Annotated in this window: 23 protein-coding genes; 12 read left to right on the top strand and 11 right to left on the bottom strand. The window is 59.2% G+C overall.

The features are described from left to right. Positions 1-7: 7 nt before the first annotated feature. Complete coding sequence (locus ACCD02_RS07640; protein ID WP_413300014.1) at positions 8-244, bottom strand: DUF3820 family protein; 237 nt, start codon at positions 242-244, stop codon at positions 8-10. Between the two features lie 231 nt (positions 245-475). Here ACCD02_RS07640 and ACCD02_RS07645 point away from each other — a divergent pair, with 231 nt between their 5' ends. Further along, a complete protein-coding gene (locus ACCD02_RS07645) occupies positions 476-946 on the top strand; it encodes a ferritin-like domain-containing protein (RefSeq protein WP_413300016.1) in 471 nt (156 codons plus the stop codon). Positions 947-1,063: 117 nt separating this feature from the next. On the opposite strand, the gene ACCD02_RS07650 is transcribed toward ACCD02_RS07645, so the two are convergent. The 5 genes from ACCD02_RS07650 to ACCD02_RS07670 form a co-directional block, all read right to left on the bottom strand. Then, positions 1,064-2,590 carry a sensor domain-containing diguanylate cyclase gene (locus tag ACCD02_RS07650; protein ID WP_413300018.1) on the bottom strand — a complete coding sequence of 509 codons (1,527 nt, stop codon included), beginning with the start codon at positions 2,588-2,590 and terminating at the stop codon, positions 1,064-1,066. A 188-nt stretch (positions 2,591-2,778) separates the two neighbouring features. Beyond that, positions 2,779-4,143, bottom strand: coding sequence for a heavy metal sensor histidine kinase (locus ACCD02_RS07655; protein ID WP_413300020.1), 1,365 nt, complete (start codon positions 4,141-4,143; stop codon positions 2,779-2,781). Beyond that, positions 4,133-4,810 (bottom strand): heavy metal response regulator transcription factor, encoded by a 678-nt coding sequence (locus ACCD02_RS07660; RefSeq protein ID WP_413300022.1) that lies wholly within the window; start codon positions 4,808-4,810, stop codon positions 4,133-4,135. Before ACCD02_RS07660 ends, ACCD02_RS07655 begins: the two co-directional genes overlap by 11 nt. A 10-nt stretch (positions 4,811-4,820) precedes the next feature. Continuing rightward, positions 4,821-7,946 carry a multidrug efflux RND transporter permease subunit gene (locus ACCD02_RS07665; RefSeq protein ID WP_413300024.1) on the bottom strand — a complete coding sequence of 1,042 codons (3,126 nt, stop codon included), beginning with the start codon at positions 7,944-7,946 and terminating at the stop codon, positions 4,821-4,823. Next, positions 7,943-9,097, bottom strand: coding sequence for an efflux RND transporter periplasmic adaptor subunit (locus tag ACCD02_RS07670; protein WP_413300026.1), 1,155 nt, complete (start codon positions 9,095-9,097; stop codon positions 7,943-7,945). Before ACCD02_RS07670 ends, ACCD02_RS07665 begins: the two co-directional genes overlap by 4 nt. Positions 9,098-9,402: 305 nt before the next feature. Here ACCD02_RS07670 and ACCD02_RS07675 point away from each other — a divergent pair, with 305 nt between their 5' ends. The 7 genes from ACCD02_RS07675 to ACCD02_RS07705 all read left to right on the top strand — a co-directional run bounded on the left by ACCD02_RS07675 (position 9,403) and on the right by ACCD02_RS07705 (position 16,375). Continuing rightward, on the top strand, positions 9,403-9,774 hold the full coding sequence (locus ACCD02_RS07675) for a hypothetical protein (RefSeq protein ID WP_413300028.1): 372 nt from the start codon (positions 9,403-9,405) through the stop codon (positions 9,772-9,774). A 333-nt stretch (positions 9,775-10,107) separates the two neighbouring features. Next, positions 10,108-10,692: a fimbrial protein gene (locus ACCD02_RS07680; RefSeq protein ID WP_413300274.1), complete on the top strand. Its 585-nt coding sequence runs from the start codon at positions 10,108-10,110 to the stop codon at positions 10,690-10,692. Positions 10,693-10,791: 99 nt separating this feature from the next. Continuing rightward, positions 10,792-11,535 carry a molecular chaperone gene (locus ACCD02_RS07685; protein WP_413300030.1) on the top strand — a complete coding sequence of 248 codons (744 nt, stop codon included), beginning with the start codon at positions 10,792-10,794 and terminating at the stop codon, positions 11,533-11,535. Positions 11,536-11,654: 119 nt separating this feature from the next. Next, positions 11,655-14,141: a fimbria/pilus outer membrane usher protein gene (locus tag ACCD02_RS07690; RefSeq protein WP_413300032.1), complete on the top strand. Its 2,487-nt coding sequence runs from the start codon at positions 11,655-11,657 to the stop codon at positions 14,139-14,141. Continuing rightward, positions 14,138-14,902, top strand: a complete 765-nt coding sequence (locus tag ACCD02_RS07695) for a molecular chaperone (RefSeq protein WP_413300034.1) — start codon at positions 14,138-14,140, stop codon at positions 14,900-14,902. Before ACCD02_RS07690 ends, ACCD02_RS07695 begins: the two co-directional genes overlap by 4 nt. Positions 14,903-14,904: 2 nt before the next feature. Next, positions 14,905-15,897, top strand: a complete 993-nt coding sequence (locus ACCD02_RS07700; protein ID WP_413300036.1) for a fimbrial protein — start codon at positions 14,905-14,907, stop codon at positions 15,895-15,897. A 244-nt stretch (positions 15,898-16,141) separates the two neighbouring features. Then, on the top strand, positions 16,142-16,375 hold the full coding sequence (locus ACCD02_RS07705) for a hypothetical protein (protein WP_413300038.1): 234 nt from the start codon (positions 16,142-16,144) through the stop codon (positions 16,373-16,375). Here the strand turns inward: ACCD02_RS07705 and ACCD02_RS07710 are convergent. From ACCD02_RS07710 to ACCD02_RS07730, 5 genes are all read right to left on the bottom strand, one after another. Next, positions 16,372-17,331, bottom strand: coding sequence for a GlxA family transcriptional regulator (locus tag ACCD02_RS07710; RefSeq protein ID WP_413300040.1), 960 nt, complete (start codon positions 17,329-17,331; stop codon positions 16,372-16,374). The genes ACCD02_RS07705 and ACCD02_RS07710 overlap by 4 nt on opposite strands. 8 nt (positions 17,332-17,339) lie before the next feature. Next, positions 17,340-18,092 carry a YkgJ family cysteine cluster protein gene (locus ACCD02_RS07715; protein ID WP_413300042.1) on the bottom strand — a complete coding sequence of 251 codons (753 nt, stop codon included), beginning with the start codon at positions 18,090-18,092 and terminating at the stop codon, positions 17,340-17,342. A 169-nt stretch (positions 18,093-18,261) separates the two neighbouring features. After that, positions 18,262-18,585, bottom strand: a complete 324-nt coding sequence (locus ACCD02_RS07720; protein ID WP_413300043.1) for a hypothetical protein — start codon at positions 18,583-18,585, stop codon at positions 18,262-18,264. Between the two features lie 44 nt (positions 18,586-18,629). Then, positions 18,630-19,157: a GNAT family N-acetyltransferase gene (locus ACCD02_RS07725; RefSeq protein WP_413300045.1), complete on the bottom strand. Its 528-nt coding sequence runs from the start codon at positions 19,155-19,157 to the stop codon at positions 18,630-18,632. After that, positions 19,112-20,014: a chemotaxis protein CheW gene (locus tag ACCD02_RS07730; protein WP_413300047.1), complete on the bottom strand. Its 903-nt coding sequence runs from the start codon at positions 20,012-20,014 to the stop codon at positions 19,112-19,114. The genes ACCD02_RS07725 and ACCD02_RS07730 overlap by 46 nt, the downstream gene beginning before the upstream one ends. A 302-nt stretch (positions 20,015-20,316) precedes the next feature. On the opposite strand from ACCD02_RS07730, the gene hmpA reads away from it, so the two are divergent. The 4 genes from hmpA (at position 20,317) to cyoB (ending at position 25,750) form a co-directional block, all read left to right on the top strand. Further along, the gene (gene hmpA / locus ACCD02_RS07735; RefSeq protein WP_413300049.1) at positions 20,317-21,498 is read left to right on the top strand and encodes an NO-inducible flavohemoprotein; all 1,182 of its coding nucleotides are present in this window, start codon (positions 20,317-20,319) and stop codon (positions 21,496-21,498) included. Positions 21,499-21,811: 313 nt separating this feature from the next. After that, a complete protein-coding gene (locus ACCD02_RS07740) occupies positions 21,812-22,336 on the top strand; it encodes a disulfide bond formation protein B (RefSeq protein WP_413300051.1) in 525 nt (174 codons plus the stop codon). 462 nt (positions 22,337-22,798) lie between these two features. Next, the gene (gene cyoA / locus ACCD02_RS07745; RefSeq protein WP_413300276.1) at positions 22,799-23,734 is read left to right on the top strand and encodes a ubiquinol oxidase subunit II; all 936 of its coding nucleotides are present in this window, start codon (positions 22,799-22,801) and stop codon (positions 23,732-23,734) included. A gap of 3 nt (positions 23,735-23,737) precedes the next feature. Beyond that, positions 23,738-25,750: a cytochrome o ubiquinol oxidase subunit I gene (gene cyoB / locus ACCD02_RS07750; protein ID WP_413300053.1), complete on the top strand. Its 2,013-nt coding sequence runs from the start codon at positions 23,738-23,740 to the stop codon at positions 25,748-25,750. The last annotated feature ends 1 nt before the right edge of the window (position 25,751 follow it).

Here is a 25,751-nt window from a genome sequence, read left to right on the forward strand (position 1 = left end):
GGCGGTCTCACTTGTCGTTGAAGCGTTGACGGGGGCGGGTGCGCAGCGGGTCCAGCAGCTCGGACAGGCCGTTATGATCGATTTCCTGCATCAGGGCCAGCAGGGCGCCCAATTCGCCCTTGGGGAAGCCTTCACGGGCGAACCAGTTCAAATAAGGCCCCGGCAGGTCGGCCAGCAGGCGGCCTTTGTACTTGCCGTAAGGCATTTGCAGGGTCACCAGCAGCTTGAGTTTTTCCGGATTCATCAGGTGGGCTCGTAGTTCGGCAGGCCATAACGTCCATGTAGGAAAAGATACGTGCATTCTGCATGCAGGCCAATTGACAGTTCATGCAGAAACCACGGTCGATCTGTCTCTTGATATTTTTAAGTAATTGAATAATAAGTAAAAAATCTGTCTTCGGTTTCTGGCACGGGCGCTGCAATTACCTTGTCAGCAATGCAAAACTTGATCAACCCGCCAATAAGGAATTGGAAAATGACAGATATCAATAAAGAATCGATCTCACTGCTTAACGACCTGATCGAAACCAGTAAAGATGGTCAGAAAGGGTTCGAAGAAAGCGCCAAGGATCTGAAAAGCCCGCAATTGCAGCAGTTCTTCCGTGAACACGCGATTGCCTGTGCAACCGCAGTGCGCGAACTTCAGACTGAGGTCCGTGCCTTGGGCGGTGATCCTGAGACCAGCGGCAGTGTGTCGGGTTCGGTACACCGTGCCTGGGTCAATTTGAAGTCGTCGGTGACCGGCAAAAGCGATGAAGCGGTTCTCAATGAAGTTGAGCGCGGTGAAGACCACGCCCTGAAGGCTTATCGCGAAGCTGCTGAAAAGGCGCGTAAAGAGGGTCTGCCAGCCAATGTGGTGAACCTGATCGATCGCCAGTTGGAAGGCACCCAACGCAATCACGATCAGGTTAAAATCCTGCGTGATCAGGTGCGTCGCGCCAGCTAAGGCTGCTTAGCTTCGCCGAAGAAACGCCAGCCAGTCTGGCGTTTTTTTATGCGCCACCCATGCGCGAATTGATGAGGTGTTAACGCAAGGCTGGCCCCGGGTCGCGGGGTTGAGGTGTTAGTTCTCATCCTCTTGGCGCGCTAGCAGCGTGGAGTGTTCAACCCGATTTCGACCTTTGCGTTTGGCTTCGTACAGCGCCTTGTCGGCCATGCTGAATAGCATTGCAAGCTGGTCATGCGGGCGCACAGTCTGCGTGGCAATACCGATGCTGACGGTGATGGGCTGGGTATCGTTGTCAAAATGCGGCATGGCCTCGATGGCGCAGCGAATCTTTTCGGCTACCAGCAGCGAGCCAGGCAGATCGGTCGACGGCAACACTGCAAGAAATTCTTCTCCGCCGTAGCGTGCAGCTTGATCCGCAGGGCGTCGGACAGCCTGTGACAGCGTTTGTGCTACACGCCGCAACGCTTCATCTCCGCCATGATGGCCATGCCGGTCGTTGAACGCCTTGAAGTGATCAACGTCAATCATCAGCAATGACAGAGGCTGACCTGAGCGCAAGGCCAGCGCCCATTCCTGCTCCATGAATTGATCCAGATGGCGTCTGTTGGACAGCCCGGTCAGCCCATCCGTGGACGCTATCTGTGCCAGATTGGCTTCGGCCTGATGGCGCAAACGCAGCTCGCGACACAGCAGCAATGTCAGCCACATGATGCCCAGGCACAGCAGTCCGGTGGCAGAGCCAACCCACAAGACATTGCGTCGCCAGACGGTATAGACCTCTGCCATTGATTGGCCGACCACAACGATCAGCGGTAAATCACCCACGCGTGAAAAGGTGTAGAGACGTTCGTGTTGGTCCAGACTGGAGATAGAGGCGAAGCTGCCGTTTTCTTCCTGGAGCATACGCCGGAAATTGGGTCGCTGGCTGAAGTCGGTGCCGACCAGATCATTGCCGTCTGAAGCCGGTTGTCGGGTAATCAGGATGCCTTGGGTGTTGATCAGGGCCACGGCGCTGCCTTCGCCGACATTCAGGTTGCTGAACAGGTTCCTGAAGTACGCCACGCGCATGGCGCTGGTAGCGACGCCCAGGAACTCACCATTGGGCCCGGACATCCGGCGGCTGAATGTAATGCACCAGTCACTGAAGGTTGAGCCGTTCTTGAACGGCCCGCCAACCTTCAAGGTGAGGTCGTTGTGCTGGCGATGCCAGTCGAAGTTGGGCCGGTTGGCAAAGTTGCCGATGCGCGGTGTGACCGAGGTGGAGTCGGCGAGGACATTGCCTTGTGGGTCGAGCAGCAACATATCGCCCTTGTAGGGCGCAATGATGGAGCGGTCGAACAGCACCATCTTGCGCAGTTCCGGGGAAATACTCATCAGGTCCGGGCGCTGCCAGGCCAGGATAACGCCCAACAACGAGGTGTCGTATAGCTCGGCATTACGCTCAACGTCTGCGTCGATCAGTTCGACAATGTTGGCCGCCGCTCTGGCTGCACCGGCTCTGGTGTCAGAATGTTCCCTGGCCAGTATCGAGGCAACGATGCTGATAATCGCCACGACCGCTGCCAGGCTACCCGAGATCAACAGCATTTCCGGCCGTGACCATTTCCCGCGTAACTTGGGTTCCGACGTTGGGGCGTTCATTGCGTACATTCTGTTTGATGACCGACTAAAAGTTTTGAATTCAGCAGGGCCGGGCGCCCACATTGCTGTTTGTAACCTGACGGCCAGCATGCTTATACAAATATTGTTGCAGAACAGGTATTTCGTCGCTATCCCGGCAGCGACGTCGGTATTGGGATGCCAGCCCCGCGAGGAATTGCAGCCAGGGTTTAGCGCGGCAAAGTGATGCCAAAGGTGTTGATTCCACTTTCGCTACGCACGAACACGCTGCCGCCATGCATCAGGGCGATGGCTTTGACGATGGCCAGGCCCAGGCCGTGGTTGGCGCCGCTGTTGCTGCGCGACGCATCCACCCGATAGAAACGCTCGAACAGTTTGGGCAGATGTTCATCGGCAATGGCGCTGCCGGGGTTGGTCACGCCGACGCTCGCCTGTTGGTCGCCGCCGTGGATATCGACGCGAATTACCTGACCTGGTCCGGTGTGTTGCACGGCGTTGTGCAGCAGGTTGATCAGGGCGCGGCGCAAATGGGCCTTTTCGATCGGCACGCTGGCATCGCCATGGACCTCGACCCGCACTTGGGCGTCTTCGAGAATGAAGTCCAGATAATCGAGTGTCGTCGCCACTTCCTCGGCCAGGGAAGCACAGGTCAGCTCTGTGGCCTTGCTGCCCTGATCGGCACTGGCCAGGAACAGCATGTCGTTGATGATCGAACGCAGGCGCTCCAGTTCCTCCAGGTTCGATTGCAGCACTTCAAAGTAATGCTCGGCTGAACGCCCGCGGGTCAGGGCGACCTGGGTCTGGCCGATCAGGTTAGTCAGCGGCGAGCGAAGCTCGTGGGCCACATCGGCATTGAAGGATTCCAGTCGCGAATAGGCCTGTTCGACCCGTTCCAGGGTGCTGTTGAATGAGGTGACGAACTGATCAAGCTCCGGCGGCAGAGACGACAGTTGCAGGCGCCCGGACAGGCGCGGCGGCGCCAGTTTCTGTGCTTCCAGAGACAGGCTGACCAAGGGCTTGAGGCCGATGCGCGCAACCCAGTAGCCCAGCGCCGAAGCCAGCAGGATACCGATGGCCGCCAGGCTGATCAGGGCCATCAGCAGACGATGCTGAGTGTCCCAGAAGGTTTGCATGTCGATGGCGATCAGAAAGCGCAGGGGCGGGCGCTGGTCTTTGGCCGGAAACTGGCTGACCAGCACTTTCAGGGGAAATTCGCGATCCGGCAGTTGCAGGTCATGCATGCCGGTTGGCCCCGTGGCGAACCGACGGATAAGCGCATCGGGGTTGCCGAATTCGTACTGGGGATTGTCGCTGACCACCCAGAAGTGAATGCGCTTGTCCTCCTCACTGAGCAGTTTGAGCTTGGCGTTGATCTTGGCCCAGTGTTCCGGATTGCCATAGCGGGTTACTGCCGATTCAAGCACGCTGTAGCGCGCATCCAGCTCGGCGGCGGGGAGCCGGCCCAGGCCCTTGTCGACCTGCAGGTACAGGGCCCAGCCGATCAGCAGGAACACCAGCAGCGCCACCAGGGCGAACATGCCGCTCAGGCGCAGGGCAATGGAATTACTCGCCATCACGGCTTTCCAGCACATAACCCATGCCGCGGATGGTGTGCAGCAGTTTCTTCTCGAACGGCCCATCGAGCTTGGCCCGCAGACGCTTGATGGCCACTTCGACGACGTTGGCGTCGCTGTCGAAATTGATGTCCCAGACCATCTCGGCGATCGAGGTTTTCGAAAGAATCTCGCCCTGGCGCCGGGCCAGCACGCTGAGCAACGAGAACTCTTTGGCGGTCAGGTCCAGGCGGACGCCGGCACGGGTCGCCTTGCGGCTGATCAGGTCGATCCACAGGTCGGCAATGCTCACCTGCACCGGTTCGTGACCGCCGCTGCGCCGGGTCAGGGCTTGCAGGCGGGCGACCAGTTCGAGAAAGGAGAAGGGTTTGCCCAGGTAGTCATCGGCACCTTCGCGCAGGCCGCGGATGCGGTCGTCGACGTTCTCCCGGGCGGTGAGCATGATCACCGGGGTCTGCTTGCGGGCTCGCAACGCGCGTAACACGCCGTAGCCGTCCAGGCCGGGGAGCATGACGTCGAGAATCATCACCGCATAGTCGTTTTCCAGACCCAGATGCAGGCCTTCGATGCCGTCCCGCGCCAGGTCCACGGTGTAGCCCTGCTCGGTCAGGCCACGATGCAGATAGTCGGCGGTTTTCTCTTCATCTTCGATGATCAGCACGCGCATGCAGCGACACTCACTTATTAATGGCCAGGGCCGCGACCGGTTCGGTCGAAGGCTCCGGATTACGGCGATGGAACAGCCGCTCAAGCTGAAGGTAGACCACTGGCGTGGTGAACAGCGTCAAGGCCTGGCTGACCAGCAATCCTCCTACCACGGCGATACCCAGTGGCTGGCGCAATTCGGCGCCGACACCATAGCCGAGCATCAGTGGCAGGGCACCGAGCAATGCCGCCAGGGTGGTCATGATAATGGGCCGGAAGCGGGTCAGGCAGGCCTCAAAGATCGCATCCTGCGGACTGAGCCCGCGTGAGCGTTGGGCGTCGAGGGCGAAGTCGACCAACAGGATGCCGTTCTTCTTGACGATGCCGATCAGCAACACGACACCGATCAGCGCCATGATCGAAAAATCCTGGCCCATCAGCCACAGCAACAGCAGGGCGCCGATCCCCGCCGAGGGCAGGGTCGAAATGATCGTCAGCGGATGCACGAAGCTCTCATAGAGCACGCCGAGGATGATATACACCGCCACCAGTGCGGCAAGGATCAGCCAGGGCTGATTGGCCAGGGAGCTCTGGAACGCCTGGGCCGCGCCCTGGAAATTGCCGATGATGGCTGTCGGCATGGCGATTTCGTTCTTGGCCTGGTTGAGCATCTGCACCGCATCACCCAGAGCGACCCCGGGCGCCAGGTTGAACGACAGGTTGGCGGCCGGGAACATGCCGTCGTGGGCAATGGACAATGGCCCCATTTTCGGCGCACTGACCTTGGCCAGGGCCGATAGCGGCACCATCTCGCCGGTCAAGGGTGAGCGCAGGTAGAAGTAGTTCAGGCTCTCGGCCTTGCCGCGTTGATGGGCGTCGAGTTCGAGAATGACTTTGTACTGGTTGGTTTCGGTCTGGTACTCGTTGATCTGGCGCTGACCGAAGGCATCGTAAAGCGTCTGGTCGACATCGGTGGCGGTCAGGCCGAAGCGCGCGGCGGCGCTGCGGTCGATATCGATATGGGTGACGCTGCCACCCAGCTGCAGGTCGTTGGACAGGTCGCGAAACGCCGGGTTGGTGCGCAGCTTCTCGGTCAGGCGCTGGGTCCAGGTGTTGAGCAGTGCGCCGTCATTGCTCTTGAGCACGTATTGGTACTGGGCGCGGCTGGGGCCGGAACTGAGGTTGATGTCCTGGCCGGCGCGCAGGTACAGCATGATGCCGGGGACCTTCGCCAGTTTAGGCCGCAGACGGTCGATGAACTGACTGACCGACACATCCCGCTCGCTGCGCGGCTTCAGGGCAATCCAGAAGCGGCCGCTGGCGATGGTCTGGTTACTGCCGCTGACCCCCACCGAATGGGAGAACGCCTGCACCGCCGGGTCGGCGCCGACGATGGCGGCCAGGGCCTGGTGTTTGGCGACCATGTCCGGGTAGGAAATGTCGGCGGCCGCATCGGTGGTGCCGAGGATAAAGGCGGTGTCCTGGACCGGGAAGAAGCCCTTGGGAATCAGCACATAGCCGGCACCGGCAAGGCCCAGAGTGAGGAAGAAAATCGTCATCATCAGGCGCTGGCGGGCCAGTGCCTTGCGCAGAATGCGTTCGTAACCGGCCAGCAGACGCTCGCCGAAGCCCGGTTTGGCGTGCGCATCATGATGCGGGCGACGCATGAACAGCGCGGCCAGGGTCGGCGCCAGGGTCAGGGATACCACCACCGAAATCAGGATGGTCGCGGTGGCGGTCAGGGCGAATTCCTTGAACAGTCGTCCGACCACGCCGCCCATGAATAGCAGCGGAATGAAAGCGGCGATCAGGGAGAAGCTGATCGAGACAACGGTGAAACCGATCTCCCCGGCGCCCTTGATCGCTGCTTCGCGCATGCCATCACCGGCTTCGAGGTGACGGTGAATGTTCTCCACCACGACGATCGCGTCATCGACCACGAAGCCCACGGCGACGACGATCGCCACCAGGGTCAGGTTATTCAGGCTGAAGCCCATGACATACATCATGGCAAAACAGTTCACCAGCGACACCAGCAGCACGGCAGTCACAATCAGGGTCGCTGACAGCTGACGCAGGAACAGGGCCATGACCGCGACCACCAGCAGGATGGCGATCAACAGCGTCATTTCCACTTCATGCAGCGAGGCGCGAATGGTCTTGGTGCGGTCCACCAGTACAGAAACATCCACCGAGGCCGGGAGCATTTCCTGCAGGCGCGGCAGTTCGCGCTGGATGCGGTCTACGGTTTCGACGATGTTGGCGCCGGGCTGGCGAAAAATCACGATATTGACGCCCTGGCTGGTGCCGTTCTGGTTACCGGACCACGCCTTGACGTAGGCGTTTTCCGCGCCATCGATGACTCGCGCGACATCCTTGACCTGCACCGGGGCGCCGTTCTTGTAGGCGACTATCAGGTGCTCGTAGTCCTTGGCTTTGAACAACTGGTCGTTGGCCGCCAGGGTCGAAAGATTGTCCTTGCCATACAGGGCGCCCTTGGCCAGGTTGAGGCTGGTCTGTTGCAGCGCGCCGCGCACATCGGCCAGGGTCAGGCCCAGGGCGGCGAGTTTTTCCGGCGCGGCCTGGACCCGAATGGCCGGACGCTGCTGACCGGTAATGGCGACCTGGCCGACACCGTCGATCTGACTCAACTGTCGGGCCAGCAGCGACTCGGTGACATCGCTCAGCTCAGTGCCGGGCATCAATTTCGAGCTGACGCTGAGGATCAGTACCGGGCTGTCAGCAGGGTTGACCTTGCGCCAGGTGGGCAGCGTCGGCAGGTCCTTGGGCAGGCGACCGGCCGCCGTATTGATGGCGGCCTGAACCTCTTGTGCTGCGGTGTCGATACTTTTATTCAGGGTGAATTGCAGGGTCAGGTTGGTCGAGCCCAGAGCACTGCTGGAGGTCATCTGGGTAACGCCGGGCACGGCGCTGAATTGCACCTCAAGGGGCGTGGCGACAGACGAAGCCATGGTTTCCGGGCTGGCGCCGGGCAGCTGTGCCGAGACCTGGATGGTCGGGAATTCCGCCTCCGGAAGCGGCGCGATCGGCAGGCGCGGATAGGCGATCAGCCCCAGCAGGACCATGGCGAAGGTCAGTAGCAGGGTTGCCACCGGATGATCGATGCACCACGCGGAAATGGAGCCCTGGCCTTTCATCGTGCGGTCTCCAGCTGGCCGTTTTCGGCCGTGGCGTCACGCAGGACATCGACCCGGGAGCCGGGCTTGAGTCGCGACTGACCGTCGCTGACCAGTTCATCTCCGGCGTTGGGGCCGCTGATCAGAGTCTGCTCGCTGTCCTGATACACCACTTTGACCGGCACCACCTCGACCTTGTTGTCCTTCACTCTATAGGCATAGTGCTGGTCGATACCGCGCTGCACCACTTGCGGCGGTACCTTCAGGGCATTGCGCTCCAGCCCGGTCTGGATCTTGATTGTCACTAACTGGCCCGGCCAGAGCTGATCCTTGGGGTTATTGAATTCGGCCTTGGCGCGAATGGTCCCGCTGGTCGCCGCGACCTGGTTGTCGATCAGGCTCAGGTGACCCTGGCCGAGCAGGGTGCCGGTGTCACCATCGCCGAGGAAGGCCCTGACCGGCGCGGGCGGGCTGGTGGCGATCAGGCCTTGCAGGGTCGGTAACATTTGCTGCGGCAGCGCGAACTCCACGGCAATCGGGTCGATCTGGGTCACGGTAAACAGCCCGATGCTATCGCTGACACGCAGGAAGTTGCCTTCGTCGACATTGCGAATACCGACCCGTCCGGTCACCGGTGATCGGATCTGGGTGTAGGACAGCTGCACCTGCGCGGCATTGATGGCCGCCTGATTGCCCTGCACGGTGGCGCTGAGTTGATGAACCAGGGCTTGTTGCTGATCGAATGTCTGTTTGGAAATGCTGTTATCAGTGGTCAGCAGGCGATAGCGCTTGAGATCGACCTGGGCCACATCAAGCTGTGCCTGGCTCTGGGCCAGTTGTGCCTTGGCCTGCTCAAGGCTGGCACGGATGGCACGGTCATCGATAGTTGCCAGTAGATTGCCAGCTTTCACCACTTGGCCTTCCTTGACCTGTATCCGGGTCAGGATGCCGTCCACCTGCGGGCGCACGACCACACTGTGCAGGGACAGCACCGAGCCCAGGCCGCTGACGTACAACGGCACATCTTGTTCCTGCACCTTGATCGTGCGCACAGGTATGGCCACCGGTGCCGAGACTTTGGCCGTGGCGGGCCGGGTCAGGCTCCAGCTGGCGGCCGCGACGATGGCAACGACAGCGAGGGCGACAAGAGCGATTCGGGTCTGTTTAGGCATGCGAAAAGGCGCCGGGAAGGTCAGTAGATCAGACGGAGGTTTCAGGTCTGCCCTTTATAGACTGCCAACCCGGTCAGGAGAATGACCGCTACCTGTCAGGATTGTCAGCAAGCCCGATAAGTTGTTGACCGAACCATCAAGAAAACCGGCAGCTGGACGATATGAAGATTAAAGGCAGTTGAGTCTGACGGTCATAGTGTTTGCCATTTAATGGAAATTTCCTACGTTGATTTCTGGTGTGTATGGCAATTCATTAGTCCGTCAGCTTAACTCATTCCTGTGATCTACCACGCTGGAGTACTACGATGAAGACGAAAGTTTCACGTTGGCAGCGGTTTGAATATCCGGTGTTAAACATAAATAAACGGATGGCTGTGGTTGTGTTTATAGTGAGTGCTCTAAGTGTTGATTTAGCCTGTGCGGCATCTGGCGGGTTTATAAAGTTTCGCGGCTATATCACCCAGGCCAGTTGCGAGGCACGAAACGCCTCCCAGGCCAATACCCATGAGCGGGTGCTCAGGGTTTCACCCGGCGTCAATATCACGGTCAGTACCGCTGACAATGTGTGCAGCCACCCGGCCGTGCCTTTTACCCTGGCTTACAAGCCATTGCCGCTGTCTGTCGGCGATGCTGCCGCGCAAGCCAGGTCTGGCGTGGTAACGATGACCTACGACTAGTTGGCTTGATTGCCTGTCCCCATACACGGCCGCCCGATGAATCGGAGCGGCCGTTTTTATGAGCAGAGCGGAAGTTTTTGATTGGCAAATGGCAAGCGGCTAAAAAAACATTTGGTTGATCTTATTACTCGGGTATTTTCTGAAACCCTTTAATTATGCGGCGTCCAGCCATATATGGAATTTTCCTACAGAATTGGATTGCTGACGTAATAGCTAAAACTTTCACCTCAAAGTAATCCTCCTGACAGCGGTAGAAGTTCGCCGGGCCTATAGTGCTCGCCGTCCGATCATGGGCACACACGAAATAACACAAGGAATGTTGTTAGCATGAACATGAAGAAGCTTTCTCTTACAGCGGCAGTAGTTGGTGCGATGGTTCTGGGTTCGGTGGGGACAGCTTCAGCCGCGAATAATGGCAAGCTGATCTTTAACGGCACATTGACCAATATTTCCTGTGATGTAGGCGCTGGTACCGGTACCAGTCCAGGCAGCAATCCGGGCGATATCAACGTCGATCTGGGCAACGTTTCGTTCTCCGATATCGGCGCGTTCAGCGAGAGCAAGCTGCAAACGGCCATGCCGATTCAATTGCTGATCAACTGCAGTGCCGGTGCCGACCAGTACAACCAGGTGAAGATGCGTTTCAACGCCAGCAATGGTTCCGGTCAGGACCAGAACGATCTGAAGTTGTTGCGTACCACCGGCTCGGCGCAGGGGGTGGGTATCGGCCTGATCAACGCCTCCAATGCCCTGATGGACCTGGGTGGCACGGAAACCATCGACAAGCCCCTGGTCCAGGACGGTAACGGCGGCGCCACCGCCGAGCTGAACTTCGGCGCGGTGTATGTCCTCAACGGCACCACGACCCGTGCCGGTAACGCCGATGGCTTCATGCCATTCGTGCTGGATTACGAGTAATGCAGTGGACGGAGCAGGTACTGCCTGCTCCGTCTCTCTGGTTTCAATTTCTGAACCCGATCCTTGAGCGAGGGTTCTGAATTCAAGGCGAATGCCCTCATGCTTTTCAGTATTTTTCGCTCGGCATGCCTGCTCGTGTCGGGTTTGTCGCTGGCGGTCAGTGTCCAGGCGGGCGTGGTACTCAACACGACGCGGGTTATCTATCCGGCCAAGGACAAGGAAGTCAGCCTGGCCGCCCATAACAGTGGCCGCGCCGAAATTCTCTTGCAGTCATGGCTGGAGTCCGGCATTGCCGATACAAATCCGTCCAGCCTGCCGTTCGTGATCACCCCGGGCCTGGCCCGGATGCCCGCAGATGCGCGGCAATTGCTGCGTATTATCTATGCCGGAAGCGGAATGCCCGAGGACCGGGAGTCTGTGTTCTGGCTCAATGTGCAGGAAATTCCCCAGGAGGCCGCCGAGAACACTTTGCAGATTGCCATCCGTCAGCGCATCAAGGTGTTCTTCCGGCCTCGTGGTCTTGCCGGGGATCCGTTCAAGGCGGCCGATGGCTTGAAATGGCGGGTGCTCAAGGATGAATTGCAGGTCGAGAACCCAAGCCCCTTTCATGTTTCGATGATCGGTATCGGCGTGCGCCAGGGCAGTCATGAACTGATGAAAAAAGACAGCCAGATGCTGGCCCCTCGCCAGAGCCTGCGCCTGCCCCTCAAGTCCGGCCCGGTGAACGGGGCCTTGCAGCTGGAGTTTGCCAGCATCGACGACTTCGGCGCCCATGTGCGCTATCGCACGAACCTGAACGGCGATCAGCCCGTTCACGCAGACAGGGTCGAACCACAACCCTGATCGATCTCTTTTTAATGTGCTTGTTGGAGCCCGCCCTGTGCGTTGGCTCTTTTTCGCGCGCACGCGGAAAAATTCCGGGATGCGTGGCGTTGGAACTTCTGAGTTTAGTGAAGGTTGCTATGGAATGGCTTGATAAGAACAACAGAAGCGTGGTCATGGCCTGGGCCGGCCTCAGTCTGGCATTGGGGGTCGAGGCCGCAGAAACGCCAGTGGTGAAGTTCAATACCGCTTTTATTCAGGGCAGCGATCAGCCGGCTGACCTCAGTGAATTCATCCGTGGCAACAGTGTGGTCCCCGGTGTGTACCGAGTGGATGTCTATGTCAATCGGGCGCTGAGTGGCCGCCGTGATATCACCTTTAAACAGAAAGCCGGGTCCGCTCCGGTCGAGCCGTGCCTGAGTCTGGAAATGCTGCAGGGCTTCGGCCTGGACCTTGGACGCTTGCAGGAAAAGGCCAATGCCACACCTGCGCAGGAGTGCTTCGATCTGGTCGGGCAGGTGCAGTTCGCCCATGTCGAATACCAGCCCACGACCCTGCGTCTCAACATCAGTGTGCCTCAGGCCTACATGGCGCGCAGCGCCAGGGGCTATGTGGCGCCGGAACTCTGGGACGTCGGGGAGACCACCGGTTTTATCAATTACAATTTCAACGGCACTCAGCGGCGCAATTCACAGCTCGATACCGATCAATATTATCTGGGGCTGCGCAACGGGCTTAACCTGGGCGACTGGCGCCTGCGCAATGAGGCGTCGCTGACTTATGGCAATCGTCAGCCTTATCGCTATCGCAGCAATCGTACCTATGCCCAGCGCGACCTGACCGGCTGGCGCAGCCAGTTGACCCTGGGCGAGACTTACACCGACTCGCAGGTTTTCGACAGCGTGCGTTTCAGAGGGGCGGCCATGGCCTCTGATGACGGCATGTTGCCGGATAGTGAGCGGGTGTTTGCCCCGGTCATTCGCGGCATCGCCGAAACCAACGCCCTGGTGGAAGTCCGGCAAAACGGCTTCCTGCTGTACAGCGGCAATGTCTCGCCAGGGCCGTTCGAGATCACCGATATCTACCCCAGCGGTTCCAATGGAGATCTGGAGGTCACGGTGATCGAGGCGGATGGTCGGCGCCGCTCGTTCACCCAGGCCTACGCCTCCCTGCCGATCATGTTGCCTGCGGGTGCTCTGCGTTATGGCGTGGCGGCTGGGCAGATCGATAACTACGGCACCGATCAGGCGTCGCCAAATTTCCTCAGCGCCACCCTGGTATACGGCTTGAGCGAACGCCTCACCGGTTATGGCGGGGTGCAGGTGGCCGAGGATTATCAGGCGGGCAACCTCGGCATGGGGATCAATACCGGTCTGGGGGCGGTCTCGGCCGACCTGACCCAGTCAATCAGCAGATTGCGCGGACAGGATCGCGTCGGCGAAAGCCTGCGCCTGCGTTACGCCAATACCCTGGACCTGACCAATACCACCCTGGCCGTGGCCGGTTATCGTTACTCCACCGAGCATTACCGCACCCTGAATGATCATGTCGAGGAAGCCGGCCGATCTGGCGGGCCACTGCTCTCCGGGCTGGCCAGGGATCGTCTGGAAATGAGTGTCTCCCAGGCCTTGCCTGAGCAACTGGGTTTTGTCAGCCTGACCGCCTCGGAGCAGCGTTACTGGAATCTGTCGGGCAAGACCCGGCAGTTCTATGTGTCCTACAACGCCGCCTGGCGTTCGTTGAGCTACAGCGTCTCGCTGGAGCGCAATCAACAGTCCGTTGGTAACGGCGAACTGCAAACCGACAATCAACTGGCCGTGACCCTGAGCGTGCCACTGGGCAGCAATCCGGGGTCATCGCGCGCCTGGTTCAACGGCGTGCGCGACAGCCATGGCGACTACACAACTCAGGCCGGGCTCAGCGGCCAGGTGCTGGATGATCGCGATACCTTCTATAGCGTGCAGGCCGGGCGTGACAGCTACTCCGGCAGTTCTGGTGCGGGCAAGCTCGATACCACCACGGCATTCGGCCGCTTCAATGCCGGCTACAGCCAGGGCCGCGACTTCCGTGCGGTGAGCGTTGGCGCGGCCGGTTCCCTGGTGGCTCACCGCGGCGGTATCAATGCCGGGCAACCATTGGGTGAAACCTTTGCATTGGTCGAAGTGCCAGACTTAGCCGGGGCCCGCTTGAGCAACTTCAACAACGTACAGACCTCGGGCAATGGTTATGCGGTGATGCCTTATGCCCAGCCTTATCGCGCCAACTGGGTCAGCCTTGACACCCGCAGCCTGGGTGCCGACGTCGATCTGGACAATGCCATTACTCAGGTGGTGCCACGTCGTGGTGCCGTGCCGGTGGTGCATTTCAAGGCTGCTCTCGGCCGCCGCGTGCAGTTCGAGCTGGTCCGGGCCGATGGCAGCAAATTGCCCATGGGTGCGAGTGTCGAAGATGCCAATGGCAAGCTGCTGGCCGTGGTCGATCCAGCCAGTCGCGCATTGGTGCTTACTGAACAGGAGCAGGGCGAGTTGTCGGTGCGCTGGTCCGATCAGCGCTGTCGGGCGCCCTTCATCCTGCCGCCGCGAGATCCGGCGCGGGCCTACGAGCGGCTGCGAGTGGTGTGTCAGTGACGCGCCCCTGGCAAGGCGCAATAATCGCCGCGCTGTGGGTCTGGCTGGAAACAGTCCAGGGCGCGGTATCGTTGTCCGGCACTCGGCTGGTGTTCGACGGACGTTACGTTGAGGCCAGTATCGAGGCACGCAACCGTGACGATCGGGAGGTGTTGTTGCAGGTCTGGCTGACGGATGGTCTGCAGGAGAATGACGCCCCTGATGCCCCTTTGCCCTTTGTCGTCACGCCGCATCTGCTGCATCTGCCGGGCCATGGACGCGAACAGCTGCGTGTGCTGTATCAGGGGCAGGGCATGCCCACGGATCGTGAATCTTTGCTGCACCTTTACGCCCTGGAAATTCCCCGGCGTGCCCGAGGTTCACAGCAACTGAATATCGCCCTTCGCCAGCGCATCAATGTGTTCTATCGGCCAAAGGACATGCCCGGTGATCCGGCCCTGACGCCTCAGGCGTTGCAATGGCTGCGTCATACCGATGGCGTGCTGCAACTGCGCAATCCCACACCCTTCTACGCCACCTTGCAGGACATCCGTGTCAATGGCGTGCAACTGAGCGACTACCTGTTACTGGCGCCCGGCGCCGGGCAGGACTGGCCGCTGCCCGATGCTTGGGCTGCCGCAACGCTGTCGTTCAAGGCACTGAATGACTACGGCGGCCAGCTTGGCTATTGCACTCGCCTGGCTCGGTCAACGGCTGCCACGGCGCAACCGTTAGCGCAGGACACTTTTCAAACCCTTCAGCACAACAAGGAGCAATGCTGATCATGAACCCGGTTTTCCCCAGTCAATGGATGCGCTTTCTTTTACTGACCCTACTGCTCAGCCCTACCACCTGTTTCGCCCTGGTCTGCAAGACTCAGGGTGGCGAAACCCTGCTGCGCAGTGAATTGAGCAGCACCGTGGCCATTCCGGCGACGGTGCCCCAGGGGGATGTGGTCTGGCGTTCCGAGCGTTTCAATGTTCAGGTCGAATGCGCCAAGGACGGCCAGCAGGGCCTGCGAGAGGAAATCTTTATCTACCTCAACCCAGACAATCTGCCGATCGGTCAGGGTATTCGGGCCGGACTGGCGTTCAATGGCATCGATTATGTGCAGAGCGGCGGGCGGATCAGTACCGGGCAATTTCTGCCGGTCTGCCATGAAGGCGATTCGAATATAGGCGCCTGTCCGAAAGTCAGCTTTTCCCTGCCGTTTTCGGTATTTATTCAGAAGTTCGGTGCGACGCCACCGTCCGGAGTCGCCAGCGATCTGTTGGACTATCGCCTGTTTCAGCTTGACGGTCAGACCTTGAATCCACTGCCGGGGCAGAGCCTCAGCTATCAGATCGCCAGTCTGCGCGGCCTGCGCTTTGTCGCCTGCGATGCCGAGCTGCAAGTGCTGCCGGAAACCATCGAGTTCGGCAATATCGGCATCCAGAAAGTGGTGGTGGGGAATGTGATCGACAGTCGGCCATTTTCCCTGGTGGCCAGTCGCAGCTGCGACTCGCCCTTCAGCCTGAATGCGCGCTTCAAGCCTGTGACCGGCCTGGTCCAGAACGGGATGCTGATCCCCTCGGCCAACAACGGTCTGGGCATTCGCCTGATGAATGCGCGTAGAGGAACGCCATTGCTCTACAACGAACCTTTTCATCTGGCCGATCTGCTCGATGATACCCGGCAAAGCAGCATCGACTTTACCGCCGAACTGGTCTGGCAGAACCCGCGGCCAAAGGCCGGGCCGTTTGACGCCGAGGTGATGGTGGATCTCTTTTACAAATAAGCGGCATGCCCGCAGGAGCTAACTCTGCGGGAGCGAATTCATTCGCGAAAGCAGTGTCCCAGGCGATACATATGCGTGGAATGTACTGGCCTCTTCGCGAATGAATTGGCTCCCACATTTCATTCCCATCAGTCGGCTCGTCAGTCAGATGATAGGGGCAGTCGTGGGCAGGTGATGGGCGTTTCAGGTATGCTGCGCCGCTGTTTCTTCCCATCGACCGAATACGCGCAACCCGGAGCTTTTCATGACCACCCCCGAATACACCCCGGCTCCAGAAACTGCTGCCGACACGGTCGATGCATCGACCACGAAGAATGCCAAGGCGCCTGTCCCGGCCTTTGCCTTCCCGTTCAAGCCCGCTGACTTTGCCCAGTCCAAGGACAAGCAGCCCTGGTATCAGAAGTCCAACAAGTCCAACCACGACAGCCGCCCCGGCGCGGCTCCGTCGGGGACTCGTCGGTCCATGGGCAAACGCTAATTCTTTTGGAAGCGCTCACGGTACTGCGTGGGCGTCACGCCCAGGCGCTGGCTGAAGATTACCCGCATGCGGCTGGCGCTGCCGAATCCGCAATGCCAGGCCACGGCCTTGATCGCCATTTCACTGCCTTCCAGCAGGCTGCGTGCCGCGTCGATACGGGCGCGCAGGACGAATTCCGCCGGTGTCACCCCGGCTTCCCGGGCGAAGACTCGGGCAAAGGAGCGCGGGCTCATGGCCACTACTTCAGCCAGGCGCTCGACAGAAAATGCCTCGGCAATATGCTCCAGTACATAGCGCTGAATCTTCGCCACGGGTGAAGTGTCGTCGCTGGGCGCGTTCAGGTAGGGGCTGAATTGCGACTGGCCGCCCTGGCGCTGAGCCACCACCAACAGCCGCTTGGCCACTTTCAGCGCAATCGCCGCGCCATGATCCTCTGACACCAATGCCAGAGCCATATCGATCCCGGCCGTGACGCCGGCCGATGTCATCAACGATCCATCCCGCACATAGATTCGATCCGGCTCGACCCGTGCCTCGGGAAACTGCTCGGCCAGCTCCCCGGCATGACTCCAGTGAGTAGTGGCCTGCCTGCCGTCGAGCAACCCGGCATGGCCCAGGATGAATGCGCCGGTACAGATCGAGCCATAGCGTCCGGCCAGCGCCGTCGCTTTATGCAGCCACACCGTAAGCTGCGGATCGGGCAGGCTGTAGGGCAGTTCCGGGCCGCCGGGCACCAGTACGATATCGAATTGCGCCGGAGCGCTATCGAGACTGAAATGCGCGCCCAGGGGCATGCCGTTAGAGGCGTTGACGGGGTAGGGCGCGCTGCTCAGGGTCACGATGTGGTAGCCGCTGTCCGGCGGGACAAAGCGGTTGGCCTCGGCGAACACATCCAGCGGCCCGGCGACATCCAGGGCCTGGACGCCGGGAAAAATCACGATGGCGACACTCTTCAAGTGCGTGTTCAACCGGCTTGTAACGGAATGAACAGGTAACTTGCTGCCGCTTCCATGGCCAGGGAAGCGCCCGCTTGTTGCAGGGTCTGGCGGACGCCATCGCCGGCGACATGGAAGGTCCAGTCCGCCCTTATGCTACTGGCATGACCCTCATCGACCACCTCGCGCAGCGCTGAAGCGAAGGCGTTCATGTTCGGCAGGTAGGCGACAAAGCCATTGCCTTTGAGCGCCGTGGTGCCGATGCCCAGCAACTGGCAGATCGACGCCTTGGCGGCGATATCATCGCGATCAGCCTGGCGCGACTTCTCGATCAGTTCCAGAAGCTGCGTGTCCACCAGTTTGTCGCCGACGATCAGATCCGGACCCTGGTCCCAGGACTCGGGCGGACAACCCTTGTTTTCCGGGCGCAGGGGAATATGAGGATTGATTTCCATCGGATAGATACGGCACACCAATGGGCGGCGCTCATAGATGCGGCAGAGCTTTTCTTCGTCAAGATTCCGGCAAGGACCGACGTTGTAGGCGGCAAAGGTAATCGCCACATGGGCGGTGGTCTGGCCGCTGCTGACCTTGATCGAGCGACGTGTTGCGTGGGTTGTCTGTTCGACCGGCAGGCCATAGCCGTTATCAAGAAAGGCTTCGGTGAGTACGATCACACTGCCACCGTCCTCAGCCCACTGTCGGGCTTCGCCCAGCGTCAGGGGGACATGGTGGTCGGTGCAGCAACTGCCGCAGCCTACGCAGGAAAATCGAGTGTTCATGAATGCGCCAATACCCTGACTAAGGCGAGTGGTGAAGCAAGTTATGCGCCACCAGATGTGGAATGTGGGACCGGCTTTAGCCGGGAAGGCGTAGGCATGAGCGATATTTTCCTATCGTCTGTCATGTCATTTTCCGGGCTAAAGCCGGTCCCACAATGGACTATCGGGGCTATTTCTTCGGCACGGTGGTGACCTTATCCCACTCGGTCACGGTCGCTTTCCTGCTCTGGCGTTGATACAGGCACAGCTCGGTGCCGGGCTGGTTCTTCATGTGTGGCTGGGGGTAGCGACCCTTGAGCAGCAGTGCGCTGTAGCCGACGCTGTCGTCAAACATGGCGGCTGAGCCGGCGGGCTTGGTGTTCTTCAATTGGCTGGCCTTGAGGCAGCTGTCGATCATGGCCTTGTCCAGGGCGCTCCAGGCTTCGCTGCTAGAGGCATTAGCGTGGGTGGTGACGGCGGCCAGGGCAATCACCAGTACGGTAGATGCTTTCATCAAGAGTCTCCGGGGACGGGTAGTCGGCCGGTGATTATGCCAGATCAGGCCCGGCCCAATGCCGAGCGGCTGATGTAATGCATGCCAGCCTGTTCGTAGAGGCGGCGCGCGGGCAGGTTGTTTTCCATCACCTTGAGGTCCAGCCAGCCTTCACCACGCCGGGCGAAAATCGCCAGGGCCTGATGCAGGAGCAGGCGGCCGATGCCTTGGCGTCGGGCCCGGGGATGAACGCCCAGATGGCGAATGAAAGCGCTGGTCCAGCACTGGGCTACGCCGACAATGCCTTCATGATCGGCGACGATAACCCATAAATTGACGTCGTATTCCGGATCGCGCTCGAGGGCTGGCAGCCAGGTGTCGAATGCGCCGACGTCCTGGTCGGTCAGTCTTAAAAGATCATGGACGTTGGCGGCATTTTCGCGGGAAAAAGCGACCTGATGTAAATGATTTGGCCAGATCGGCACCGGCGCATCCAGGCACTCGCGACGCATCAGCCAATAATGCTCGGCCGAGGTGTCGCGAGGGCTCAGATGCCCCGTTCGCGCACGTCTCTGGCAGCTGCGATCAAGCATTTGGTCAGTTCGGGCGAGGAGAATTTGGTCAGCACCGCATTGGCGCCGGCAGCCTGGGCCTTTTCACTGTTCATCGCGCTGTCCAGCGACGTATGCAGGAGGATGTAGAGCTCCTGAAAGTCCGGGGTTTCGCGCAACGTGCGGGTCAAGGCATAGCCGTCCATTTCCGACATCTCGATATCGGAAACGATCACGTTGATTTGCCGCGCCGTACCCTGCAACTCCAGCAGCACGTCGATGGCCTCCTTGGCGCTGCGCGCGGTATGGGCTTCGATCCCCAGCGCGCGCAAAGTGTGCAGGGATTGCTGCAGAGCCACCTGGCTGTCGTCGACCACGAGGATGCGCGCCGCGCCCAGCAGGTCGGCTTCCTCCATGGTCAGCTCTTCTTCGAGGACTTCGACGTTGGGTGGAGCGATGAAATGGATCACCTTCTCGATATCGAGGACCTGCACCAGGACGCCGTCAACCTGGGTCACTCCGGTGATATAGGACTTGTTGCCCCCGGCGCCAAAGGGCGGCGGGCGAATGTCGGTGGTCAGGCAATGCACGATCTTGCTCACCGCCTGAACATGTAAACCCTGTTTCGAGCGACTGACGTCAGTGACGATCAGGCAGCCACCGTCCGGATCGGCCAGCGGGCGCTCGCCAATTGCTCGGCTCAGGTCAATGACCGACAGCGAGGCGCCGCGCAGGGTGGCGACACCTTTGACGTGGGGATGGGATTCCGGCAAATGGGTCAGTGGTGGGCAGGGAATGATTTCACTGACCTTGAGCAGGTTAATGGCCATCAGCTTGCCGCTGCGCAATGTGAACAGCAGCAGAGAAAGTGAATCTGCTCGAGCGTTCTTGGTGGACATAGAAACCTTCTGGCAGGAGATGCTGTGTTGCATCAGGCAGCTGCAAACAGCTTTCGATAACGGGTTATCGACTCAGTAAGGGCAGGCTTTAGATTTTTCATCTGACCGACGGAAAAAAGCAACTGCGCGCTGGTTTCAGTGCTTATGGTCAAAATGACATTTTGCAGTCTAAATGACTGCATCAATAGCCGTGTCATTTCGACTCAATATTTTTAAATTATTGATTTTTATAATAAAAATAACTGGCATGGATCCTGATAGACACAGGTTGATTATAGATAACCTGATGCAGGAGATATCCCATGCTCAATGCCGCCGACCGTGCCATCGTCAAAGCCACCGTACCGCTGCTGGAAAGCGGCGGCGAGGCGCTGACCAGCCATTTCTACCAGAAAATGCTTAGCGAGTACCCGCAAGTGCGTCCGCTGTTCAACCCGGCGCACCAATCGAGCGGTGCCCAGCCTCGGGCGCTGGCCAATGGCCTGTTGATGTACGCACGACACATCGATGAACTGGAGCAACTGGGCGACCTGCTGGCCAAGATCATCAACAAACACGTCGCTCTGCAAATTCTTCCCGAGCATTACCCGATTGTCGGTACCTGCCTGTTGCAGGCGATTGTGGAAGTGTTGGGTGCCGACATCGCCACGCCGCAGGTGATTACCGCCTGGGGCAATGCCTATCAGCAGTTGGCCGATATCCTGATTGACGCCGAAGCCGAGGTCTACACCGCCAAGGCGCAGGCCCCCGGTGGCTGGCGCGGGGTACGTGAATTCAAACTGGTCAACAAGGTCCAGGAGAGTGCCGAGATCGTCTCGTTCTACCTGGCCCCTGCCGATGGCGGCGCGATTCTGGATTTCGCCCCGGGCCAGTACATCGGTTTGCAATTGATGATCGATGGCGTCGAGATGCGGCGCAATTATTCGCTGTCGGCGGCGGCGAACGGCAGTCAGTACCGCATCAGCGTCAAGCGCGAACCGTCGGGCAAGGCGTCGAACTATCTGCATGACCGGGTACAGGTCGGCGACAGCCTGCAACTGTTCCCGCCGTCGGGCGAGTTCACCCTGACTCAAAGCGACAAGCCGCTGGTGCTGATCAGTGGCGGGGTGGGTATCACGCCGACCCTGGCGATGCTGACCCACGCTCTGCAGTCACAGCGCCCGGTGCATTTCATCCATTGCGCGCGCAACGGCGGCGTACATGCCTTCCGCGACTGGATCGACGCGCTGACAGTCAAGCACCCGCAGCTCAAACGCTTTTATCTGTATGGCGAAGACGACGGCGTCAGCCCGGCCGCCGATGCCATCGGCCTGCTTGATCAGGCGCAGTTGGAGCAGTGGTTGCCTGAGGACCGTGACCTGGATGCTTATTTCCTTGGGCCAAAAGGGTTCATGGCAGTGGTCAGGCGCCAGCTCAAGGCTGCCGGCGTGCCTGAGGCGCAAAGCCGCTACGAGTTCTTCGGTCCGGCGTCCGCGCTGGAGTGATCCGCTGCGACAAATGGCCGCATCCCCTCTATATATAGAAGAGGTGTGTGCGACAAATGGCCGCATCCTTCTATATATATAGAAGGGTGTGGTTTTCGGCTGTCCGGCGATTGGCAAGCGCGGGCGAACTGAGACGGTGTTTGGGCCGGAGCAGTTCCCATTGCGGTGGGCTGCATGCCATCGAGCGACCAAATGTATCCGTATGGCGGTTTCACGCTTGAGTTGTTGGCAGGCGCCCCTGATCATGACCGGCTGTCGGGCGCCGGGTGCGTCTGCCGTAACCCTCAACGGGAAACCTTCGGAAGGTATGGGAATGAGCGACAACACGTTGTACCTAAAACGGGAAAAGCGCTTTCTGGTCCTGTTGGGGCTGATCTGCCTGGCCCTGATCGGCGGCGCACTGTACATGCAGGTGGTGTTGTCTGAGGCGCCGTGTCCGTTGTGCATCCTGCAACGCTACGCTTTGCTGTTCATCGCCATCTTCGCTTTTATCGGCGCCGCCATGCCGGGCAGCCGCAGTGTCACCCTGTTGGAAACTTTGGTCGTACTCAGTGCGCTGGGCGGCATCGCTGCTGCGGGCAATCATGTCTGGGTCCTGGCCCATCCGAGCGAAAGCTGCGGCATCGATGTCCTGCAACCGATCGTCGATGGCCTGCCCCTGGCCAACCTGCTGCCGATGGTGTTTCAGGTTAGCGGTTTCTGCACCACTCCCTATCCGCCGATTCTCGGTCTATCCTTGGCGCAGTGGGCGCTGGTGGCATTCGTTCTGACTGCCGTGCTGGTTCCGCTGGGGGTTATTCGCAATCGTCGAAAACCACGCGGTTTGCAAGGGCTTTAAAGGCGAAAAAACCCGCTTCAGATCAAAAAAAGCGGGTTTTTTTCAAGGGTTGAACCCGGATTATTTTTCCATTGTTGCCAATCCTGTAAATAACTGTTGCAAAATAAGGCATAGTCAACAAAATCTTACGTATCTACAATCGCCAGCACTTATCGGCCAGCCTGGCTTGGCGATCAGCAATTTTCGAGGTTCAAGGCGTTTCTGCACACGCCCGCAACCCCCGGTAGACAGCGGCTTCAGCGGATATTTTCGATGTCTGCGCCAAATGGAATTGGCCCGTCAGACAGGCTCGTTGCCCACCAATCGAATAAGAAATCATCGCAATAACCGGATTTGTCGTAGCGCCCGAGTGTGTGTCGGCAGGCCCCTGTTCAATTCAAAAAAACATGCCAACACCGGCAGGGTGAAGTGTTGGCGGTCGAAACCCAACTGCACTGCGCAAGCTGCTTTAGAGGTTGTGAGATGAGTAAAAAAAGGTACCCCAGATTGTTTGGCTTCTTGGCCCTTTTCAGCATGCTTTTGCTTAGTGGTTGCGGGATGACCCTGCTTGAACCGAAAGGGCAGGTCGGTATGGCCGAAAAGGATCTGATCATCACGGCAACTCTGCTGATGCTGGTCGTGGTCGTTCCGGTCATCCTGATGACTATCGCGTTCGCGTGGAAATATCGCGCATCCAACACCAAGGCCACTTATCTGCCTGACTGGTCGCACTCCACCAAGATCGAAATTGCGGTCTGGGGTGTGCCACTGATCCTGCTGATCTTCCTGGGCATCATCACCTACAAGTCGACTCATGCGCTGGACCCTTACCGTCCGCTGGAGTCCGACGTCAAGCCGGTTACCATCCAGGTTGTCTCGCTGGACTGGAAATGGCTGTTCATCTACCCGGAACAAGGGATTGCCACGGTCAACAAGATCGTCTTCCCGGTCAATACTCCGGTCAACTTCCAGATCACTTCCGACTCGGTGATGAACTCGTTCTTCATCCCGGCGCTGGGCGGCCAGATCTACGCGATGGCGGGCATGCAGACCAAACTGCACCTGATCGCCAACGAGAAGGGTGAATTCGACGGTATCTCCGCCAATTACAGCGGCGAAGGTTTCACCGGCATGAAGTTCACGGCCACCGCGACTTCCCAGGCTGATTTCGACGCCTGGGTCGCTGATGTCAAGAAATCACCAAAACGGCTTGAAACGGCTGAATACGCCGCACTGGCCAAACCAAGCGAACGCAATCCTGTCGAGCTTTACTCTTCGTACACGCCAGACCTGTTCAAGATCATCGTCGACAAGTACGAAGGCATGAAACGGGGCACGCCGCACCACGAAGGCAAAGAAGTCGCCGGGATGGAAGGGATGGACATGGGTAAGCATTCAGCTGCTGGGGCAGAGGAGTAAACGATGTTTGGTAAATTAACGCTCGACGCGGTACCGTTTCACGTACCGATCGTCATGATCACGCTGTCGGTGGTCGCGCTTCTCGGCATATCGCTGGTTGCTGCCATCACCTATTTCAAGAAGTGGAACTACCTCTGGTCCGAGTGGCTGACGTCGGTCGACCACAAGAAAATCGGCGTGATGTACATCATCGTTGCCATGGTCATGCTGCTGCGCGGTTTTGCCGACGCCATCATGATGCGTTCCCAGCTGGCCCTGGCCACCAACGGTTCCGAAGGCTACCTGCCGCCTGAACATTATGACCAGATCTTCACCGCCCACGGTGTGATCATGATCATCTTCATGGCGATGCCTTTCTTCACCGGCCTCATGAACATCGTTCTGCCGCTGCAGATCGGTGCTCGTGACGTGGCATTCCCGTTCCTCAACTCGTTGAGCTTCTGGCTGCTGGTATCCGGCGTCGTGCTGATCAACCTGTCCCTGGGCGTCGGCGAATTCGCCCGTACCGGCTGGGTTGCCTATCCGCCACTGTCCGGTCTGGCCTACAGCCCTGGCGTGGGTGTCGACTACTACATCTGGGCCCTGCAGATTTCCGGGTTGGGGACCACGCTCACGGGGGTCAACTTCCTGGCTACCGTGCTGAAAATGCGTACCCCCGGCATGAAAATGATGGACATGCCGATCTTCACCTGGACCTGCACCTGGGCTAACGTCCTGATCGTGGCTTCGTTCCCGATCCTGACCGCTACTCTGGTCCTGCTGACTCTCGACCGTTATCTGGGCTTCCACATCTTCACGAACGAATTGGGCGGTAACCCAATGATGTACGTGAACCTGTTCTGGGCCTGGGGTCACCCTGAGGTTTACATCCTGGTTCTGCCGGCGTTCGGGGTCTTCTCCGAAGTCATATCGACGTTCACCGGCAAGCGCCTGTTCGGTCATACTTCCATGGTCGTGGCCAGTGGCGTCATCACTGTCCTGGGCTTCATGGTCTGGCTGCACCACTTCTTCACCATGGGTTCGGGTGCCAACGTCAACGCCTTCTTCGGCCTGGCGACGATGCTGATTGCGATCCCGACGGGTGTGAAACTGTTCAACTGGCTGTTTACCATCTACCACGGTCGCCTGCGCTTCACCGCGCCAGTGTTCTGGACCCTGGGCTTCATGATTACCTTCTCCATCGGTGGTATGACTGGCGTTCTGCTGGCTATCCCGGGTGCTGACTTTGTTCTGCACAACAGCCTGTTCGTAATCGCTCACTTCCACAACGTCATCATCGGCGGTGCGGTTTTCGGTTACATCGCTGGCTTCGCGTTCTGGTTCCCGAAAGCGTTCGGCTTCAAGCTGCACGAAGGTTGGGGCAAGGCTGCGTTCGGTTTCTGGTTCGTCGGCTTCTTCGTTGCGTTCATGCCGCTCTATGCACTGGGCTTCATGGGCATGACCCGTCGCCTGAACATGACCGATAACCCACTGTGGACTCCTTACCTGCACGTTGCTTTCTTCGGTGCTGTGCTGATCGCCCTGGGTATCGCGTGCCAGCTGATCCAGCTGTACGTCAGTATCCGTGACCGCGAGCAGAACCGTGACCTGACTGGCGACCCATGGAATGGCCACACTCTGGAATGGTCCACTTCTTCGCCACCGCCGTTCTACAACTTCGCTGAATTGCCGAAAGCTACCGATATCGACGCTTTCACCACAATCAAGCGTGCTGGCGAGGCGTACAAGGTTCCGGCCCAGTACAAGCCGATCCACATGCCGCACAACACCGCCACTGGCCTGGTGATGGGCGCGCTGATCACCGTATTCGGTTTTGCCATGATCTGGCACATCTGGTGGCTGGCCGGCGTCAGTCTGGCAGGCACCGTTATCTACTTCGTAATTCATGCTGCGCGTGATGACCAGGGCTACATGGTTCCCGCTTCCGAAGTGGCACGTATTGAAGGTGAGCAACAGAAAGTGCTGGCGTCGGTTGGCGCAATCACTCCTGTCAAATCCTCGCTGGGGCAGGTGTAAA

Origin of the sequence: Pseudomonas sp. Pseusp88 (assembly GCF_047303955.1) — a bacterium.
GTDB lineage: Bacteria > Pseudomonadota > Gammaproteobacteria > Pseudomonadales > Pseudomonadaceae > Aquipseudomonas.